The sequence below is a fragment of the Sphingopyxis sp. H053 genome, from assembly GCF_001468225.1.
In the GTDB taxonomy this organism is placed as follows: Bacteria; Pseudomonadota; Alphaproteobacteria; order Sphingomonadales; family Sphingomonadaceae; genus Sphingopyxis.
On sequence record NZ_LNRU01000001.1, the window covers coordinates 160,161 to 177,942 of the forward strand.

Annotated in this window: 16 protein-coding genes; 5 read left to right on the top strand and 11 right to left on the bottom strand. The window is 65.9% G+C overall.

The window, feature by feature from the left end:
- The first annotated feature begins 26 nt into the window (after positions 1-26).
- Both ATE70_RS00695 and ATE70_RS00700 read left to right on the top strand, forming a co-directional pair.
- Positions 27-1,529 carry a glucoamylase family protein gene (locus tag ATE70_RS00695; protein ID WP_058536050.1) on the top strand — a complete coding sequence of 501 codons (1,503 nt, stop codon included), beginning with the start codon at positions 27-29 and terminating at the stop codon, positions 1,527-1,529.
- A gap of 292 nt (positions 1,530-1,821) precedes the next feature.
- Positions 1,822-2,460 carry a hemerythrin domain-containing protein gene (locus ATE70_RS00700; protein ID WP_231732542.1) on the top strand — a complete coding sequence of 213 codons (639 nt, stop codon included), beginning with the start codon at positions 1,822-1,824 and terminating at the stop codon, positions 2,458-2,460.
- Between the two features lie 248 nt (positions 2,461-2,708).
- Here ATE70_RS00700 and ATE70_RS00705 read toward each other — a convergent pair whose 3' ends face one another.
- From ATE70_RS00705 to ATE70_RS00745, 9 genes are all read right to left on the bottom strand, one after another.
- Complete coding sequence (locus ATE70_RS00705; protein ID WP_058536052.1) at positions 2,709-3,575, bottom strand: endonuclease/exonuclease/phosphatase family protein; 867 nt, start codon at positions 3,573-3,575, stop codon at positions 2,709-2,711.
- Positions 3,572-4,918 carry a GH1 family beta-glucosidase gene (locus tag ATE70_RS00710; protein WP_058536053.1) on the bottom strand — a complete coding sequence of 449 codons (1,347 nt, stop codon included), beginning with the start codon at positions 4,916-4,918 and terminating at the stop codon, positions 3,572-3,574. Before ATE70_RS00710 ends, ATE70_RS00705 begins: the two co-directional genes overlap by 4 nt.
- Positions 4,915-5,670, bottom strand: a complete 756-nt coding sequence (locus tag ATE70_RS00715; protein WP_058536054.1) for an alpha/beta hydrolase-fold protein — start codon at positions 5,668-5,670, stop codon at positions 4,915-4,917. Before ATE70_RS00715 ends, ATE70_RS00710 begins: the two co-directional genes overlap by 4 nt.
- 23 nt (positions 5,671-5,693) lie before the next feature.
- Positions 5,694-6,509: a carbohydrate ABC transporter permease gene (locus tag ATE70_RS00720; RefSeq protein WP_058536055.1), complete on the bottom strand. Its 816-nt coding sequence runs from the start codon at positions 6,507-6,509 to the stop codon at positions 5,694-5,696.
- Positions 6,506-7,432, bottom strand: coding sequence for a carbohydrate ABC transporter permease (locus ATE70_RS00725; RefSeq protein WP_231732543.1), 927 nt, complete (start codon positions 7,430-7,432; stop codon positions 6,506-6,508). The genes ATE70_RS00720 and ATE70_RS00725 overlap by 4 nt, the downstream gene beginning before the upstream one ends.
- Entirely contained in the window at positions 7,429-8,703 is a 1,275-nt protein-coding gene (locus ATE70_RS00730) for an extracellular solute-binding protein (protein WP_231732544.1), read from the bottom strand. Before ATE70_RS00730 ends, ATE70_RS00725 begins: the two co-directional genes overlap by 4 nt.
- Before the next feature lie 16 nt (positions 8,704-8,719).
- A complete protein-coding gene (locus tag ATE70_RS00735) occupies positions 8,720-9,757 on the bottom strand; it encodes a LacI family DNA-binding transcriptional regulator (protein WP_058536057.1) in 1,038 nt (345 codons plus the stop codon).
- 117 nt (positions 9,758-9,874) lie between these two features.
- Positions 9,875-10,957: an ABC transporter ATP-binding protein gene (locus ATE70_RS00740; RefSeq protein ID WP_058536058.1), complete on the bottom strand. Its 1,083-nt coding sequence runs from the start codon at positions 10,955-10,957 to the stop codon at positions 9,875-9,877.
- Between the two features lie 21 nt (positions 10,958-10,978).
- The gene (locus tag ATE70_RS00745; RefSeq protein WP_082639321.1) at positions 10,979-12,343 is read right to left on the bottom strand and encodes an MFS transporter; all 1,365 of its coding nucleotides are present in this window, start codon (positions 12,341-12,343) and stop codon (positions 10,979-10,981) included.
- Positions 12,344-12,602: 259 nt separating this feature from the next.
- Between ATE70_RS00745 and guaB the strand changes: the two genes are divergently transcribed.
- From guaB to ATE70_RS00760, 3 genes are all read left to right on the top strand, one after another.
- Positions 12,603-14,060, top strand: coding sequence for an IMP dehydrogenase (gene guaB, locus ATE70_RS00750; RefSeq protein ID WP_058536059.1), 1,458 nt, complete (start codon positions 12,603-12,605; stop codon positions 14,058-14,060).
- Between the two features lie 110 nt (positions 14,061-14,170).
- The gene (locus ATE70_RS00755; protein ID WP_058536060.1) at positions 14,171-15,361 is read left to right on the top strand and encodes an RsmB/NOP family class I SAM-dependent RNA methyltransferase; all 1,191 of its coding nucleotides are present in this window, start codon (positions 14,171-14,173) and stop codon (positions 15,359-15,361) included.
- 32 nt (positions 15,362-15,393) lie between these two features.
- Positions 15,394-15,924: a tetratricopeptide repeat protein gene (locus tag ATE70_RS00760; RefSeq protein WP_058536061.1), complete on the top strand. Its 531-nt coding sequence runs from the start codon at positions 15,394-15,396 to the stop codon at positions 15,922-15,924.
- A 2-nt stretch (positions 15,925-15,926) separates the two neighbouring features.
- Here the strand turns inward: ATE70_RS00760 and rsmA are convergent, their stop codons facing one another.
- Both rsmA and pdxA read right to left on the bottom strand, forming a co-directional pair.
- Positions 15,927-16,766, bottom strand: coding sequence for a 16S rRNA (adenine(1518)-N(6)/adenine(1519)-N(6))-dimethyltransferase RsmA (rsmA, locus tag ATE70_RS00765; RefSeq protein WP_058536062.1), 840 nt, complete (start codon positions 16,764-16,766; stop codon positions 15,927-15,929).
- Positions 16,763-17,782, bottom strand: coding sequence for a 4-hydroxythreonine-4-phosphate dehydrogenase PdxA (gene pdxA / locus ATE70_RS00770; protein WP_058536063.1), 1,020 nt, complete (start codon positions 17,780-17,782; stop codon positions 16,763-16,765). Before pdxA ends, rsmA begins: the two co-directional genes overlap by 4 nt.

Below are 17,782 nucleotides of genomic sequence, written 5' to 3' on the forward strand. Positions count from 1 at the left end.
GGCGCCTCACTTTTTTGGAGTATCGCATGTCGTTTCGTATCGGGGCATCGCTCCTGCCCCTGCTCGCGCTGACCACGGCATGCACCCCCACTCCGGCGCCGTCGGCCGTCGCACCAGTCGCAACATCGGCCACGAAATTGCCGCCGCTGACCGAGGCCGCCTTTTCCGAAGAGCTGACCGAGCGCACCTTCCGCTATTTCTGGGACACCACCGACACCAAGCGCTGCCTCGCGCCCGATCGCTGGCCGAGCAACCCCTTCTCGTCGATCGCGGCGACGGGCTTTGCGCTGACCGCTTATGGGATCGGGGCCGAGCGCGGCTATGTGACGCGCGCCGAAGCGGCGCTGCGCACGCGCGACTGCCTGCGCTTCTACTGGACCGCTCCGCAGGGTGCCGAAGCGGCGGGCAACACGGGCTACAAGGGCTTTTTCTATCACTTCCTGAAGAATGACGACGGCACGCGTCACAAGACGACCGAATTGTCGACCGTCGACACCAGCCTGTTCCTCGGCGGCGCGCTGTTCGCGCAAAGCTATTACGACCGGAACGATCCGGTCGAGGCCGAGATCCGCGATCTTGCCGAGAAGATCTACACGCGCGTCGACTGGACCTTCGTCCAGCGGACCAACACGGGCACCGAGGCGCGGAACCTCGCGGGTTCGCACGGCATCACCATGGGGTGGAAGCCGGAGAAGGGTTTCGAGACGCACGACTGGGTCGGCTATAATGAGGGCATGCTCGTCTATGTGCTGGCTCTCGGATCGCCGACGCATCCGGTCGGCAAGGACGCGTGGGACAAGGGCTGGGCCACCGATCTCGAAAAGGACTGGGGCACCTATTACGGGCAGCAGCATCTGCAGTTCGAGCCATTGTTCGGGCACCAGTACAGCCATGTCTGGGTCGATTTCCGCGGTATCCGTGACGACTTCATGCGCGGCAAGGGCATCGATTATTTCGAGAACAGCCGCCGCGCGACGCTGGCGCAGCGTGCCTATGGCGCCGACAATCCGAACAAATGGACGGGCTATAGCGCCGATATCTGGGGCTGGACCGCGTCGGACGGGCCGGGATATTCGAAGGATAAATATAGCGTCGGCGGAACCCCGCGCTTCTTCAACGGCTATATGGCGCGCGGCGTCAGCGCGATCCGCGTCGTCGACGACGGGACGGTCGTCCCGACCGCGGCGGGCGGCTCGGTCGCCTTTGCGCCCGAGGTGGCGATCCCCGCACTGATGGCGATGCGCACGCAATATGGCGCGCGCCTCTATACGCGCTACGGCTTCAAGGACGCGTTCAACCCCAGTTTCACCTTTGCCGATCCGAATATGCGCAGCGGCGCGGTCGATCCGGTCCACGGATGGGTCGCCAACGACTATCTCGGTATCGACCAGGGGCCGATCCTCGCGATGATGGAAAACCATCGCAGCGGTTTTGTGTGGAAGGTGATGCGCAAAAATCCGCATATCGTCCGTGGGCTCCAGCGCATCGGTTTCACCGGCGGCTGGCTGGATCAGACCCCGGCGAAATAACCCACCCCGTCATCCCGGCCTTCGCGGGGACACTTATGTTATAATTTGTTGGAAGTCGCCATTTGAAACCCTCAAGCGCCCGATAAAACGGCGGGTTTGCGCCTCGTCTCGGTTGTTCGTTCCAAAGCGGTTTTCCCCGAAAACGGTCATTTCATAGGCTCGGAAAAATTGAGTGCTGCGCGCCCTGAAACCTCTGGGGCGGCTCGGCCCCATAAGTGCGAGCGCATGAGTTCAGTGAGAGTGGGCAGTAGCCGAATTCAGTCGGTCCCGCGAAAAATCATACTAACCCAGGTTGGATTATCCGGAGCGTACGGAACATCGCCTCTCGCGCGGGGGTTCCTCGTACGGCGCCCAGCTTTTGGTTGCCCTCATCAGGAGAATATCCATGTCGCTTCTCGACCGCTTTATCGCCGCCGTCACGCCTCCCGAAAGCGAGGAGGCACGTCGCGAAGCGCGCACCAAGGCGAACGGCGCCGCGATGCCCGGCGACTGGCTCGACCAAATCCTTCAGCATCATTTGGACCTCGAGGACGCCTTTGCTGAGGTGAAAGCGTGCAAGGACAGCGCGAGCCGCACGGCCGCGCTCAAGAAACTCGGCGTCATCCTGACCGGGCATGCGATCGCCGAAGAGGCCGTCATCTACCCCGCTATGGCCGATGAGGCGCACAAAGCGCACGCGGCCATGGGCTATGACGAGCAGGCAATGGTCAAGGTAGAGATGGCGATGCTGGAGAAGCTCGACCCCATGTCCCAGGATTTCATCGACAAGCTCGAGCATATCGAGGGTGCTGTGCAGCATCATATGTATCAGGAAGAAGGCACTTGGTTCCTCGAGCTCAAAGAGAGCGCATCGGTCGCCGACGAGGCCATGCTCACCAAGCGCTATCAGCAGGAATATGAGCGGTACGTGGGCGCTCCGTTGCTGGCGTGACGCGTGGCTCCGGCACCCTCGGGGGTGCCGGGGTGCGTCGCGGGGCTGTGGATCAAAACTGAAGCGATTTGCTGCTCCGCCTCCGGGAATTCGCCTTAGTTCCTTGCTAACAAACGCTGACGTCGCTGGGAACGGTTGCCGACGTCGCCTTTTGACGATCTGCACCTAGAAGCGGACAGTCTCCAATCGGCCAAAAAAATGCTATCATTGGTGTCCCCGCTTTCGCCGGGATGACGAATGAGGTGTGGTCAGCAACCCTTCCCGATGCACAGGTCCGCGACCACCGGATAATGATCCGACGGCAGCTTGCCGCCATTCTGGTCGGTCAGCGTCGCGTGGCGCAGCACCGTCACATCGTCGCTGACGAAGATATGGTCGATCGGGCTCGGGTCCATCTGCGCGATCTTGAAGCCGGTGAAGGTGCCGAGCGGGCCGTAATGCGGCGTGCGGCTGATAAGGCGGCTGTCGCGGAGCGCGCCTTTGCCTGGCTCGACGATCGCGGCATAGGGATTGCTCGTCGCGGGGCTGTTGAAGTCTCCCAACAGCACCGCGGTTTCGCCCGGCTTGCGCTGCCCGTCGATCCAGCGGCGGATCTGGCGCGCGCTTTCCTGCCGCGCGACCTCGCCGATATGATCGAAATGGGTGTTCACGACGAGCAAGCTGCGCTTCGCGCTCCGGTCGTGCAGCCGCGCCCACGTGGCGATCCGCGGCAGCGCGGCGTCCCATCCCTTGCTCGGGGTCTCGGGCGTCGGCGACAGCCAGAACGTCCCCGATCCCACGAGGGTGAAGCGGTCGCGGCGGAAACCCAGCGGCGAATATTCGCCCTTTTCCTTGCCGTCGTCGCGCGCGACGCCGACGAATTGATAGCCGGGCAGATCGGCCTCGACCGCCTGTTTCTGGTGCTGCAACACCTCCTGCATCCCGACGAAATCGGGCGCCTGATAGGCAACGAGCGCGATCAGCGCGCTTCGCCGGTGCGGCCAGGCGTTGTCGCCGTCCGACGCGAGGTCGAGGCGGATGTTGTAGGTCATCGCCTCATAATGATCGGCGCGTTCTTTGGCGGCGGCGGGCAGTGCGAGCAGCGCCGCGGCAGCGAGGATCAGTGCTTTTTTCATCCGAGGTTCCCTCCATTGGCCGCGATCACGCTGCTGTAGAAGCGCGCGCTGCGCTTCGGCGTGCGGACCTGCGTTTGATAATCGACATGCACGATCCCGAAGCGTTTCGAAAAGCCCAGCGACCATTCGAGATTGTCGAGCAGCGACCACGCCATATAGCCCCGCACATCGACGCCCTTCCGGATCGCATCACCGATCGCCGAGATGTGTGTGCGCAGATAATCGCAGCGCAGCGGATCGTCGATCCCGTCGGGGCCGGCGGTCGGCGGGTCGTAGAAGGCAGCGCCATTCTCGGTGATATAGACGGGGATATCGCCATAGGTGTCGCGGAACCAGACGAGCATATCGGTGAGCGCGGGCGGATAGACTTCCCAGTCGGTCGTCGTGTGCGTCGCGACCTGCTTCACCGGCGAGGCGCCGACGGGCCACTGGTTCGGGTCGGCCTTTACAACGTTGCGCGTATAATAGTTGATGCCGATGAAATCGACCGGCTGGCAGATCGCCTTCAGGTCTTCGGCGGACCATTCGGGCCATGCCTCACCGAACACCTCGGCGAGTTCGGCGGGGTAGGAACCTTTCAGCGCCGGATCGAGATATTGGCGGTTCATGTAAGCGTGCGCGCGCGCCGTTGCGGCGATGTCCTCGGGGCTGTCGCTCGCCGGATATTTGGGTTCGATATTGACGACGAGGCCGATCTCGTGCGCGCCTTCGCTGCGGTAGGCTTCGACCGCCGCACCGTGCGCGCGCATCAGATTGTGGCTCGCGATCGGGGTCTCGAACAGATTGCGATGCCCGGGCGCGAGCGCGCCATGGAGGTAGCCGCCGTCGGTGATCACCCACGGTTCGTTGAGCGTCACCCATTTCTTCACGCGCCCGTCGAGGCGGCGGTACATCACCGAGCCATAGTCCGCAAACCAGCCGGCAATGTCGCGGTTGAGCCAGCCGCCCTTGTCGTCGAGTGCCGCGGGCAGGTCCCAATGGTGCAGCGTCAGCAAGGGCTCGATATCGTTCTTGAGCAATTCGTCGACGAGCCGCTCATAGAAATCCAAACCCGGCTCGTTCACGCGCCCGGTTCCCTCGGGCAGCACGCGGCCCCAGTTGACGCTGAAGCGATAGGCTTTCAGCCCCAATTCCTTCATCAGCGCGACATCGGCGGGCATGCGGTTATAATGGTCGCACGCGACATCGCCGGTGTCGCCCTTCACCGCCATCAGCCGCGGGTCGTGGCTGAATCGCTGCCAGATGCTCGCGCCCGCGCCATCGGCGAGCGGCGATCCTTCGATCTGATAGGCGGCGGTCGCCGCGCCCCACAGGAAATCGTCGGGGAAGACACTCTTGCTCATTTTCTGTCCTTGTTGGTGATCGTTGGGGAGGGGAGCTTTTGCTCGAGCAACCAGGCGTAGAGCGCCGGGTCGTCATAGGCGGGATCCCAGGCGTTGTGGCCGAGGTCGGGATAGATGGTCAGGCGGACCTTGCGGCCGCCGCACGCGCGGATCGCGCGCGCCATCGCGAAGCTGCCTTCGGGGATGACGACATCGTCGCGGTCGCCGTGAAACGCCCAGACGGGCAGGTCCATCAGGCGGCACGCTTCGCCGATATTGCCGCGCCCGGCGACCGCCGCGACCGCCGCGAACCGCTTGGGCTCGGCGATCGCCCAGCGCCAGCTGGCATGGCCGCCGCGGCTGAGACCCGTGAGGTACACGCGCGTAGAATCGATGCGATATGCCTTGGCGATATGGTCGACCAGCTTGTCGAGCTTGTCGATATCCCAATCCTGATCGGTGCCGAGCAAGGGCGACACGGTGAGGAAGGGGAAGGCCGGGTCGCGCTCGGCGATCTTCGGCGGGCCGTGGACCTTGACCTTCGCGACATCGTCGCCGCGCTCGCCCGAGCCGTGGAGGAAGACCAGCAGCGGATATTGCTTCGCGGTGTCGGTCAGATAGCCCATCGGCACGAACAGCTGATAGGGATAATTGCCGGGCGCGATCGCTGGCTGCGGCGTCTGCCCTTCGATTGCCGGCGCGGCTTTCGTTTTCGCGGCGGCAGGCGAGGCGGCGAGCGCGAGGCCCAGCAATGCCGCGGTCCAATATGTCATGCATCTGTCCTTGGTTGAAAGGGTCATCCCTTGACGCTCCCGGTCAGGAGGCCGCTCAGGTAAAAGCGCTGGAGCGCGAGGAAGAGGATGAGCACGGGCAGGGTGGTGACCACCGCGCCCGCCATCATCAGCTCATTGTCCTGCACATGCTGGCGGCTCATCGCGGCGAGCGCGACGGGCAGCGTATAGAGATCCTGATCGGCGAGGATGATCAGCGGCCACATGAAATCGTTCCAGCTGCCGAGGAAGACGAACAGCGCGAGCGTGACGATGATCGGGGTCAGGATCGGCAGCACGATGCGGCGGAGGATCTGCCCCTCGCTCGCGCCGTCGATGCGCGCCGCCTCGAGCATCTCGTCGGGGATCGACAGGCAATACTGGCGGACGAGGAAGATGCCGAAGATGCCCGCGAGCCACGGCACGAGCGCGCCGGCATAGCTGTTGACGAGTCCCATCGCCTTGAGTTCGAGGAAGAGCGGCAGCATCCCGATCTGCCCCGGCACGACGAGCGCCGCGACGAGCAGGCGGAAGGTCGCGTCGCGTCCCTTGAAGCGCAGCTTGGCAAAGGCATAGCCCGCCGGGATCGTGAAGAGCAGCGCGAGCCCGGTCGCGAGTGTCGAGATCAGCAGGCTGTTGAGCAGGAAACGCCCGATGCCGAAGGTGCCGAACAGCATGCGGTAATTGTCGAGGCTAGGGTCGTTTGGCAGCAGCGGCGGCGGGAATTGCGATGCCTCGCCGCGCGCCATGAAGCTGACCGATAGCATCCACAGCAGGGGCGCGATCGTGAGCAGTGCGACGAGCGCGGCGAGCAAGGTCACGGACCAGCGGCGGAGGCTCATATCGCGCCGCTCCGCCTGGCCAGCCGCAGTTGCACCAAAGTCACCGCGAGAATGCAGAGGAAGAGCAGGAAGGCGACTGCCGCGCCCGACCCGAGGTTCCACCATTTGAACCCCTCCTCATACATGAAATAGAGGATGGTGACGGTCGACTGCGCGGGGCCGCCCTGCGTCATCACATAGGGTTCGGCGAACAGCTGGAACATGCCCGCGACGGTCAGCACCGAGACGAGCAGCACGGTGGGGGCGATCGCGGGCAGGGTGACGTGGCGGAGGCGCGTGAACCATCCCGCGCCATCGATCCGCGCCGCCTCGTCGAGCTCGCGCGGCACCGTTTGCAGCGCCGCGAGGAAGATGATCATATTATAGCCGAAGGTCTTCCAGCCGACGAAGATCAGGATCGCGGGCAGCGATGCATGCGGATCGCCGAGCCAGTCGATCGGCGCGATACCGAACGGCGAGAGCAGGTAATTGACAAGGCCGTAGCGCGTATGGAGCAGATAGCGCCATACGACCGCGGTCGCGACAAGCGTCGTCACATAAGGCGCGAACAGCGCGACGCGCCACACCGGCCGCCATTTCAGCCAGCGCGAATTGACAAGCATCGCCGCGAACAGCGACAGCGCAACGATGAAGGGCACGCCGAAGCCGACAAACAGCAAGGTGTTCGTCACCGCTTTCCAGAACAGTGGGTTACCAAGCAGTCTTTCGTAATTCTCGAAACCGACAAAGCGCAGATTGCCGATGTCGGCGAGCGCGTAGATGTCGAAATCGGTGAAGCTCAGGGCTAGCGACGCGATCGCCGGCAGGACGAAGAAGAGGATGATCGCGGCAAGCGCAGGCGACGACATCGCCCAGCCCGCGCGCGCTTCGCTCGCCCGTCCGGCGGCGATCGCGCTTTCGCTGGTTCGCCGCTGCGCGCTCACAGTGCACGCCCTTTGTCCAGCATCCAGCGCCGCTTTTCGAGCAGGCGGTCGGCGCGGACGTCGATCTCTTTCGCGGCTTCATCGACGCTGTACTGGCCGCGCACCATCCGCTCGGCGACGATCTGCATTTCGGTGACGATGCGCTCCCATTCGGGCACCTTGGGCAACGGCGTCGCATGGTCGAGTTGCGTCGCGAAGGGGGCGACGATCGGGTCGTCCGCGAGTCCGGCTTTGGCCCATACCGACCGCCGCGCGGGAAGGTCGCCGGTGAGTTGCTGGAACTTCAGCTGTGCGGCGGGCGCCATCAGCCGCGACACCAGATCCCATCCCGCGTCGCCCTGATCGTTGCCCGCAAACACGACGAGGCTCGATCCGCCCGGGGCCGCCGATCCGATGCCGTCGGGGCCGGGATTCGGCGCGGTCGCCCAATTGCCCTGCATGGCGGGGGCGAGGCGGGACTTCATATCGCCGATCGTCCATGGGCCCGACAGGAACAGGCTGAAATAGCCTTTCGCAAACTCGTCCCATATGTTCGAAATCTGGGCCGAGGATGCCAGCGGCGCCAACCCCCCATCGAACAAGCTTTTGTAGAACGCCAGCGCGGCCTTGAATTCGGGGTCAGAAAACGCACCGCGCGCGCCGTCGTCGCGCAGCATGCGCGCTCCGGCCGACAGCGCGAGCGTCGTCAGCTGCTCATATTCGTTGAGCGGATAGAGCAGCGCATAATTGCCCGCGCCGACCTGACGCTTCACCTTGTGCAGCGCGGTCTTCCATCCGGCCCAGTCCGCCGGCGGCGCATCATATCCGGCGCGCGCGAACAGGTCCTTGCGGTAATATTGCAACCGCGTGTCGACATACCAGGGGATCGCCCATGCCAGGCCTGCGATGCGGTTGGTTTCGACCACCGCGCCGAACTGATCGTCGAGCAGCCCGAGCGCGCGATCGGGAACCGGCGCGATCGCACCGATCGCCGCCAGTTCGGCGATCCAGCTGTTGCCGACCTGTCCAACCGTGGGCAGCGACCCGCCTGCGAAGCCGGTGAGCAATTTTTCGTGCGCCGCGGTCCATGGCAGCGGCTGGATGGTGATCGGCGGTGCGCTCGCGGGCCAGTCGATCGTTTTCAGCAGTTCGGGCAGGCTCGCGGCCTCATTACCCATCGCCCAGACGGTCAGGGCGGCATTGCCGCGCGTGCCGCAGCCGGTCAGCAGCGAAGCAAGGGGCAGCGCGGCGAGCGCGCCCGTCAGATGGCGCCGCGTCAGCTGCATAGGCATGGCCGCGCCGGTTGCATCATGTCGGCAAGGCTCCCGCCGCGGCGACGCTCGCCGGCGTTGCCGCCCCGCCGGTCGTGCCCCGCGCAACCAGCGTCGGGGTCAGGATCGTCGCGCTCGCGCCGCCCAGCGTTTCGCCGCGAAGGATGCGCAGCAACATCATCATCGCGGTCGACCCCAGCCGGTCGATCTTGACCTGCATCGTTGTCAGCGACGGATTGAGGTGGCGTGCGAGCGGGATGTCGTCGAACCCCGCCACCAGCACGTCACCGGGAACCGACATGCCCGCATTGGCCAGCTCCGCCATCAGCCCGACCGCCATCTGGTCGTTCGCGGCAAAGACGGCGTCGGCGGGCAATTGTCCCTGCACGAGCAGCCGGCCGGCCTGCGCGCCGCTCTCTTCCGAAAAATCGCCGGGCAGGATCGCGGGGTTCGAAATCTTGGCGATCCGTGTCATCGCGTCGACAAAGCCGCGCTGGCGGTCGCGCGCGTCGCGGTTGTGCTTGGGCCCCGCGATATGGACGATCTGCCGCATGCCGCGCGCGAGCAGCGCCTCGGTCATCGCATAGGCCCCTTGATAATTGTCGACCGCCACAAAGGGCAGGTCGAGCGAGCCCGCGTCATAATTGAGCAGTACCGTGGGGAGCGCCGGGTCGAGATAGTCGGACAGCAGTTCGGGCTTCAAATCGGGCGGCATCACGAGCAGCCCGTCGACGCGCCCGCGCATCGCCGCGATCGCGGCGGCGGTCTCGTGCGTGCTGCCGTGCATGTTGCCGAGCAGCAAGTGCATACCCGATTCATGCGCGACCAGATCGATGCCGCGGATGATTTCGGAGAAGAATTCGCCGAACAGGTCGGGCAGGATGACGCCGACGGTGTCGGTCTTGCGCCGCGTCAGGCTGCGCGCGCCGCTGTGCGGGACGAAGTTGAGCTTCTTGACCGCCGCCATCACCGCGGCCTTCGTCGGTGCCGTGACATTGCCGAGCCCGTTGATCGCCCGCGATGCCGTCGCCACCGAAACCCCCGCTTCGCGGGCGACGTCCCTCAATGTAGCCATGCCGTCGGGCCCCTTTCCCTCAAATGGCGCCAAGCCGCTGATGCGACTCTGTTTTTTTATCCATGCCGGGCGCGGAAACCGTCGCAACGTAACCGGTTACACGGGCAAAATGCAAGGTCATTCGCCCACCGTCCCGAGTGCCTGACCGTCGGCGCCGAACAGGTGCAGACGCGCAGGCGGAAGCGAGGCAAAGACCTCGTCGCCCTCGTCAAGGCTGCCGTCGTCGCGCAACTGGCATGCGATCGGCTCGTCGCCCTCGCGTCCGCCCAGATGCAGGGTCGCGAGCCCGCCGAGCCGCTCGATAAAGCGGATCGTGAAGGGCAGCGCGTCCGGCGCATCGCCGATCGCGATGTCCTCGGGCCGGATGCCGATCGAAAGCGGGGTTCCGGCCGTTAGCGCTGCCGCGAGCGGGGGCAGGGCGATGCTGCGCCCGTCTTCCAGCGCCGCGCGACCATCGGCGGCGATCGTCGCGGGCAAGATGTTCATCCGCGGCGTGCCGAGGAATTGCGCGACGAAGATATTCGCGGGCCGCGCATAAAGTTCGCGCGGGGTGCCGACCTGCTCGATCCGCCCGTCGCGCAGCACGATGATGCGGTCGGCGAGCGTCATCGCCTCGACCTGATCGTGCGTGACGTAAAGCGTCGTCGTGCCGAGCTGGCGGTGCAGGCTGGCGAACTCGTAGCGCATCCGCACGCGCAAATCGGCGTCGAGGTTCGACAGCGGCTCGTCGAACAGGAAGATCTGCGGCTGGCGCACGATGGCGCGGCCGATCGCGACGCGCTGCCGCTGGCCGCCCGACAGCGCGGCGGGCTTGCGATCGAGCAGCGCCTCGATGTTCAATATCTCAGCCGCGCGCTGGACGGCGTCGTCGATCTCGGCCTTCGCCGCCTTCGCGATCTTCAAGCCGAACGCCATATTCTCGCGCACCGTCAGGTGCGGGTAAAGCGCGTAGGATTGGAACACCATCGCGATGCCGCGCTCGGACGGCGGCAGGCTGGTGACGTCGCGGTCGCCGATGACGATGCTGCCGCCGGTCAGCTCCTCGAGCCCCGCAACGGCCCGCAGCAGCGTCGACTTGCCGCATCCCGAGGGGCCAACGATCACCGTGAATTCGCCGTCGGCGACGTCGATCGACACGCCTTTCAGGACCTCGGTGGCGCCGAAGCTCTTGCGCGCGTCACGGATCGACAGTCCGGCCATGGCTCCCTCGTTCCTAATGCCTCAGTGAACGGTCACGCCCGCGCTCGCCTGCCGGGCCGGCGCGCGTCCGGCCGCGACGGCGAAGACGCAGAGGAGGGCATAACAGGCGGCGGGCAGGATCAGCGCGGCGGTATAGCCGACCGCGCCCGACAGAAGGCCGATGAAATAGGGGATTACCGCCCCGCCGACGATTGCGGTGCAGAGCAGCCCCGACGTCGCTTCGGCGCGCGCCGTCGAGCGCTCGAGCGTCAGGGTGAAGATCACCGGGAACATGATCGAATTGAAAAGGCCGATCGACAGCGCGACAAAGCCCGCCGTCACGCCGCCGACAAGGACGATATAGAGGCAGAGCAGCACGGCAATCGCGGTAAACGCCACAAGCATCTTCGATGCGGAGAAGCGCGCGAGCAGCACCGACCCGATCGCGCGGCCGACCATCGCGCCGCCCCAGTAAAGCGCGACGGCCTTGCCCGCTTCCTGCAGCGAAACGCCGGGAACGCCGTCATTGCCCATGATCCAGCCGAAGGTGCCAAAGGCGGCGTCCGACTGCCCCCAGATCGCATCGCTGTTGAGGAACAGCGCCATCTGCGTGCCGATCGCGACCTCGGCGCCGACATAGAGGAAGATCGCCAGCCCGCCGAGCAGCGCCCAGCGCGACGAAAAGGCCTCGCGGATCAGCTCGCCCATTCCGGCGCGCTCGCCGATCGGCGCAGGCGGCACCGCTTCGTTGACGATCCGCCGGCTGACCCAGAAGAACAGCAACAGCGCGACGATCAGCCCGCAGATCCAGAAATAGGCCGAATCGATCCCGGCGAGCGCCTGCGCGCGCACGGCTTCGGTGACCACCGTGCCTTCCTTGACCTCGACGCCCTCGAGGAACAGGTGCGCGCCGATCAGCGGGCCGAGGAAGGTGCCGAAGCTGTTGAAGGTCTGGCTGAAGGTCAGGCGGAAATGGCTGCGCTTCGGGTCGCCCAGCGCCGCGGCGAGCGGGTTCGCCGCGACCTGCAGGATCGTGATGCCGCTCGCGAGAATGAAGAGGCCCGCGAGCACAAGCGGGTAAATCGCGAGGTTCGCCGCCGCGAGCATGACGAGGCAGCCGGCGACCATCGTCGACAGCGCGGTCAGGATCGACGGCACCGAATGGAAGCGTGCGATCAGCGCGGCGGCAGGAAAGGACATCAGGCCATAGGCGATGAAGAAGGCCGACGCCGAAAGCTGCGCCTCGGCGTCGCTCAATGTGAAGATGCCCTTCACCGCGGCGACGAGCGGATCGATCAGCGACGTGATGAAGCCCCAGGCGAAGAAAAGCACGGTCACCGCGGCAAAGGCCGCCATGGCATTCGAGCGACCGCCGCTATGGGTGGTCGCCTGGCTGGGCACGTTCATCCGGAATATCCTCTTCGCCAAAACTATGTTATGCGCAGCGGTCTAACGAGCGGTCCGAGGCAATGCAACCGGTTACATTTCGGTGACTGTTGGCTCCCGTTCCCGTGCTCCCGCCAATCATCCCGCGCCACGCGAAATAATCGTTCGTCACCCACTGGCGCGCCCGCGCGCGACTGGTTACATGGGCCGCCACCAAACGAATCGCGTGTGCCGCCCCGAAAACCGGGACAGGCGCCGCCCGCACCAGAAAGTGGCACCCATGGAAATCATCACCGGCCTGACCTTCGACGATGTGCTGCTGGTGCCCGGCGCGTCGGATATCCTGCCGTCGGATGCCAATCTCTCGACCCAGCTCACCAGCGAAATCAGCCTCAACATCCCGATCCTGTCGTCGGCGATGGACACGGTGACCGAGGCCGACATGGCGATCCTGATGGCGCAGATCGGCGGCATCGGCGTCCTCCACCGCAATCTGACGATCGAGGAACAGGCGGCGGCGGTGCGTCAGGTCAAGCGCTTCGAAAGCGGGATGATCGTCAATCCGATCACCATCACCCCCGACGCCCCGCTGTCCTATGCGATCGCGCTGATGGACCAGCATCGCATCTCGGGCATCCCCGTCGTCGAGACCGGCGGCAAGCTTGTCGGCATCCTCACCAACCGCGACGTGCGCTTCGCTGACAATCCGGGCCAGCCGGTGCGTGAACTGATGACCGCCGAAAATCTTGCGACCGTGCGCCCCGGGGTCGGGCAGGACGAGGCGCGCAAGCTGCTGCACCAGCGCCGCATCGAAAAGCTGCTCGTCGTCGACGATGATTATCGCTGCATTGGCCTGATCACCGTCAAGGATATGGAAAAGGCGGTCAATTTCCCCGAGGCGACCAAGGATGCCAGCGGCCGCCTGCGCGTTGCGGCAGCGACCAACACCGGCCCGACGGGGATCGAACGCGCCGAAGCCTTGCTCGACGCCGAATGCGATCTGATCGTGGTCGATACCGCGCACGGCCACAGCAAGATGGTCGGCCAGACGGTCGAGGCGATCAAGAAGCTGTCGAACCGCGTCCAGATCCTGGCGGGTAATGTCGCCACCGGCGATGCGACGCGCGCGCTGATCGATGCGGGCGCCGACGGGGTGAAGGTCGGCATCGGCCCGGGATCGATCTGCACCACGCGTATCGTCGCGGGTGTCGGCGTGCCGCAGCTCACAGCGATCCTCGACAGCGTCGAAGCGGCGTCGAAGTTGGGCGTCCCCGTGATCGCCGACGGCGGCCTGCGCACCTCGGGCGACATCGCCAAGGCGCTGGCCGCGGGCGCGTCGAGCGTGATGGTCGGATCGATGCTCGCGGGCACCGCCGAGGCGCCGGGCGAGACCTTCCTCTATCAGGGCCGCACTTACAAAAGCTACCGCGGTATGGGCAGCGTCGGCGCGATGGCGCGCGGCTCGGCCGACCGTTATTTCCAGCAGGACATCAAGGATCAGATGAAGCTGGTCCCCGAAGGCATCGAGGGCCAGGTGCCGTTCAAGGGCCCCGCCAAGGACGTCATCCACCAGATGGTCGGCGGCGTGAAGGCGGCGATGGGCTATACCGGCAGCCGGACGCTCAAGGATTTCCGCGAGCGCGCCAAATTCGTGCGCATCACCAACGCGGGCCTGCGCGAAAGCCATGTCCACGACGTCGCGATCACGCGCGAAGCACCGAACTATCCGGCGGGGTAATCTGCCCCGTCGTCATTGCGAGCCATCGAAGCAATCCAGAGCGGCTATGACCGCACCGGACAGCTTCGTCGCTTCGCTCCTCGCAATGACGGGGAAGAAAGGTTGAACTTATGACCCCCGCTGCGCGCGTCCAGACTGCTATCGAAATCCTCGATGCCATCGCCACCTCCGCGCGTGACGGCGGTGCACCTGCCGACGCGATCTTTGCCGAGGCGATGCGCGCGCGCCGTTATGCGGGGTCGAAGGACCGCCGCGCGATCCGCAACCATGTCTATGATGCGATCCGCGGCGTGCGGTCGGTGCCGGTCTCGGGCCGCGCTGCGATGCTGGCGCTCGCCGATGCCGACCCCGAACTCGCCGCGCTGTTCGATGGCGCACCCTATGGTCCGGCAACGATTTCGGCCGACGAACCGCGCGCCGAAACCGGGATCGCCACCACCGCGCTCATGAAACTCTTCGACCCGCTGGTCGGCAAGGCGGAGCGCGAGGCAATGCTGGTGCGGGCATCGCTCGACCTGCGCGCCAACCGGCTGCGCTCCAGCCGTGACGAACTCGCGCTGATCTTTCCGGACGGCGAAGTGATTGCCGGCCTCGCCGATGGCTGGCGTCTGCCCGGTGAAACGGCGGCGGTCCAGCATGCCTCTTACGCCGAAGGGCAGTTCGAAGTGCAGGACGCCGCGAGCCAATATGCCGCCGCCGCGCTGGGCGCCGAAGCCGGACAGGCGATCATCGATCTGTGTGCCGGCGCCGGCGGCAAGACGCTCGCGATCGCTTCGGCGACGGGCGACGAAGCCGCGATCCTCGCCTGCGACACCAATCGCGCCCGGCTTCAGCAATTGCCGCCGCGCGCGCACCGCGCCGGGGCAACGGCGATCGAAACTTTGCTGCTCAATCCGGGGCAGGAACGCGCGATGCTCGCCGACCGGATGGGCAAGGCCGATCGCGTCATCGTCGACGCGCCCTGTTCGGGCAGCGGCACCTGGCGGCGCAGCCCCGAACTGCGCTGGCGCTCGACCCCTGCACGGCTCGACCGTCATGTTGCCGAACAGGCGAAACTGATGGACATCGGTGCCGATCTTGTGGCGCCTGGCGGCAAACTTCTCTATGCTGTCTGCTCGATCATCACGCGCGAGGGGCGGGCACAGGTGGACGATTTTCTGAACCGGCATCCCGGCTGGACGGCCGACGACGGCTATCTTCCCGATGGCGTCGGACGCGCTGCGGGCAGCGGTTTTCTGCTCACGCCGGGCCACGACGGCAGCGACGGATTTTTTCTCGCACGACTGACGGCACCATGTTAGCATCGCCTGCAATGAAGCGATGGGAGAATGCGATGCGTGTCGGCTTTCTGGCTCTTTCGGCGGGATTGATCCTCGCCAGCCTGCCCACGGCATCCGACGCGCAGCGCGCCGATAACGACATCTTCCCCCGCTCGATCGCGCTCCAGCAGGAGGGTCACAAGGCGCAGGACTCCGGCGATCTCGACACCGCGATCGGTTTTTATGAATCGGCGCTCGCCGCCGACCCGCGCAACCGGTCGGCGATCATCGCGCTGGCGCAGGTCGCCCGCGCGCAGGGGCTGCCGGGCAAGGCGATCGGGCTCTATCGCGAGGCGCTTGTCCTCGAACCCAACGACATTGTCGCGCTGACGGGGCAGGGCGAAGCGCTCGCCGACAAGGGCGCGCTCGAGCTCGCGCGCGAAAAGCTGGCCGAAGCACAGCGCGTGTGCAGCGACAAATGCCCGCAGGTCGCGGCGCTCGAAAAGACGATCGCGTCGAGCGCGTCGAAGCGCGTTGTCGCCGCCGAAGTGCTGGTGCCGAAGCCGGTGGTCGCAACTGTCGGGACGACCAGCAGCAAGAATTGAGGCTAGGCGCCGAGCGCGCGCGCCAGAGCTACCCATTCGGCAACGCTGACCGTCTCCGCGCGCCGCGTGGGTTCGATGCCCAGCGCCTCGGTCGCGGCGACCGCACCCTCGACGCCCTTCAGGCTCTGCCGCAGCATCTTGCGCCGCTGGCCAAATCCCTTTTCGGTGAGCTTCGATAGCAATTTCGGGGCGACGCCGTCGGGCTGGTCGGCGGGCGTCACATGGACGATCGCCGACATCACCTTCGGCGGCGGGGTGAAGGCCGAGCGGTGGACCTTCATCGCGATCTTCGCGGTCGAGCGCCACTGCGCGAGCACCGCCAGCCGCCCGTAGGCGTCCCCCCCGACCGGCGCGACGATACGCTCGGCGACCTCGAGCTGGAACATCAACGTCAGCGATAGCCAGCGCGGCGGCCAGGCGGCGGGCTCCAGCCAGCGCGTGAACAGCGCGGTGCCGACATTATAGGGCAGGTTGGCGACGATATGATAGGGCGCGCCGCCGGTCAGCGCGTCGACATCGACCGCCATCGCATCGTCGGCGATTACCGTTAGTTGCCCCGGAAAGGCTTCGCCGAGCTCGGCGAGCAACGGCAAGCAGCGGTCGTCGCGCTCGACCGCGATCACCTTGGCGCCGGCGCGCAGCAGCGCGCGCGTCAGGCCGCCGGGACCGGGACCAACCTCGAACACCGTGGCGCCGTCGAGATTACCGGGGATCGCCGCGATGCGATCGAGCAATTGCTCGTCGAACAGGAAATTCTGCCCCAGCGCCTTGCTTGCCTGGAGGCCGTGCGTGCGCACCGTCTCGCGCAGCGGCGGTAACGGAACCTGGGGCTCGACGGTCACTTCGCCGGCGCGTAGCTGCGCTCGCGCGCCGCGGCGAGCTGGGCGGCCATCGCGATCGCCGCGATCGTCGGCCCCGGGTCGGCGGTGCCGGTGCCCGCGATATTGAACGCTGTGCCATGGTCGGGCGAGGTGCGGATGATCGGCAGGCCGAGCGTCAGATTGACGCCGTCGTGGAAATGCAGCGCCTTGAACGGGGTCAGCGCCTGGTCGTGATAAGGGCAGAGCAGCGCATCATAGTTCGCGCGAATGGCGGGTGCGAACAGCCCGTCGGCGGCGAGCGGGCCGTCGACGATGATCCCTTCCTCGGCCAGCTGCGCGACCGCGGGCACCATGATGCGCTCTTCTTCGCTGCCCAACTGCCCGCTTTCGCCCGCGTGCGGGTTGAGGCCGGCGAGCGCGATACGCGGCGCGTCGATTCCGAAATCGCGGCGTAGCCCGCGCGCGACGATCCGCGCCTTGGCGACGATCAGTTCGACGGTCAGCCGCTCGGGCACTTCGGACAGCGGGATATGCACGGTGAGCGGGACGACGCGCAGGCTGGGACCCGCCAGCATCATCACGGCATTGGTCGCGGTGACGCCGCAGCGTTCGGCGATGAATTCGGTCTGTCCGGGGTGCGTATAGCCGATGCCGTGGAGCGCATATTTGGAGACCGAACCCGTGACGAGCGCCGAACTCGCCTGGTTGCGGGTCAGCCCGATCCCGGTCTCGAGCGCATGGAGCGCACAGGTCGCCCCCGCCGGGGTCGGTACGCCGGGGGTCAGCGGGCCGCTGTCCTCCAGATGCCAGACGGGCAGGGCATCGCCAAAGGCCCGCACCACCTCGTCCATGTCGCCGACGCGCGCAACAGGGCCGTCCCAGACGGCGGTGATCGCAGCCGCGTCGCCGATGGCGACAAAGGGGGGCAGGTTGTTTTCGCGGCGCGCGGCCCATGCGCGGGCCGCGACTTCGGGGCCGACGCCGGCCGGGTCACCCATGGTAACCGCGATCGGCCGTCGATTGCTGAAATCAGGCAT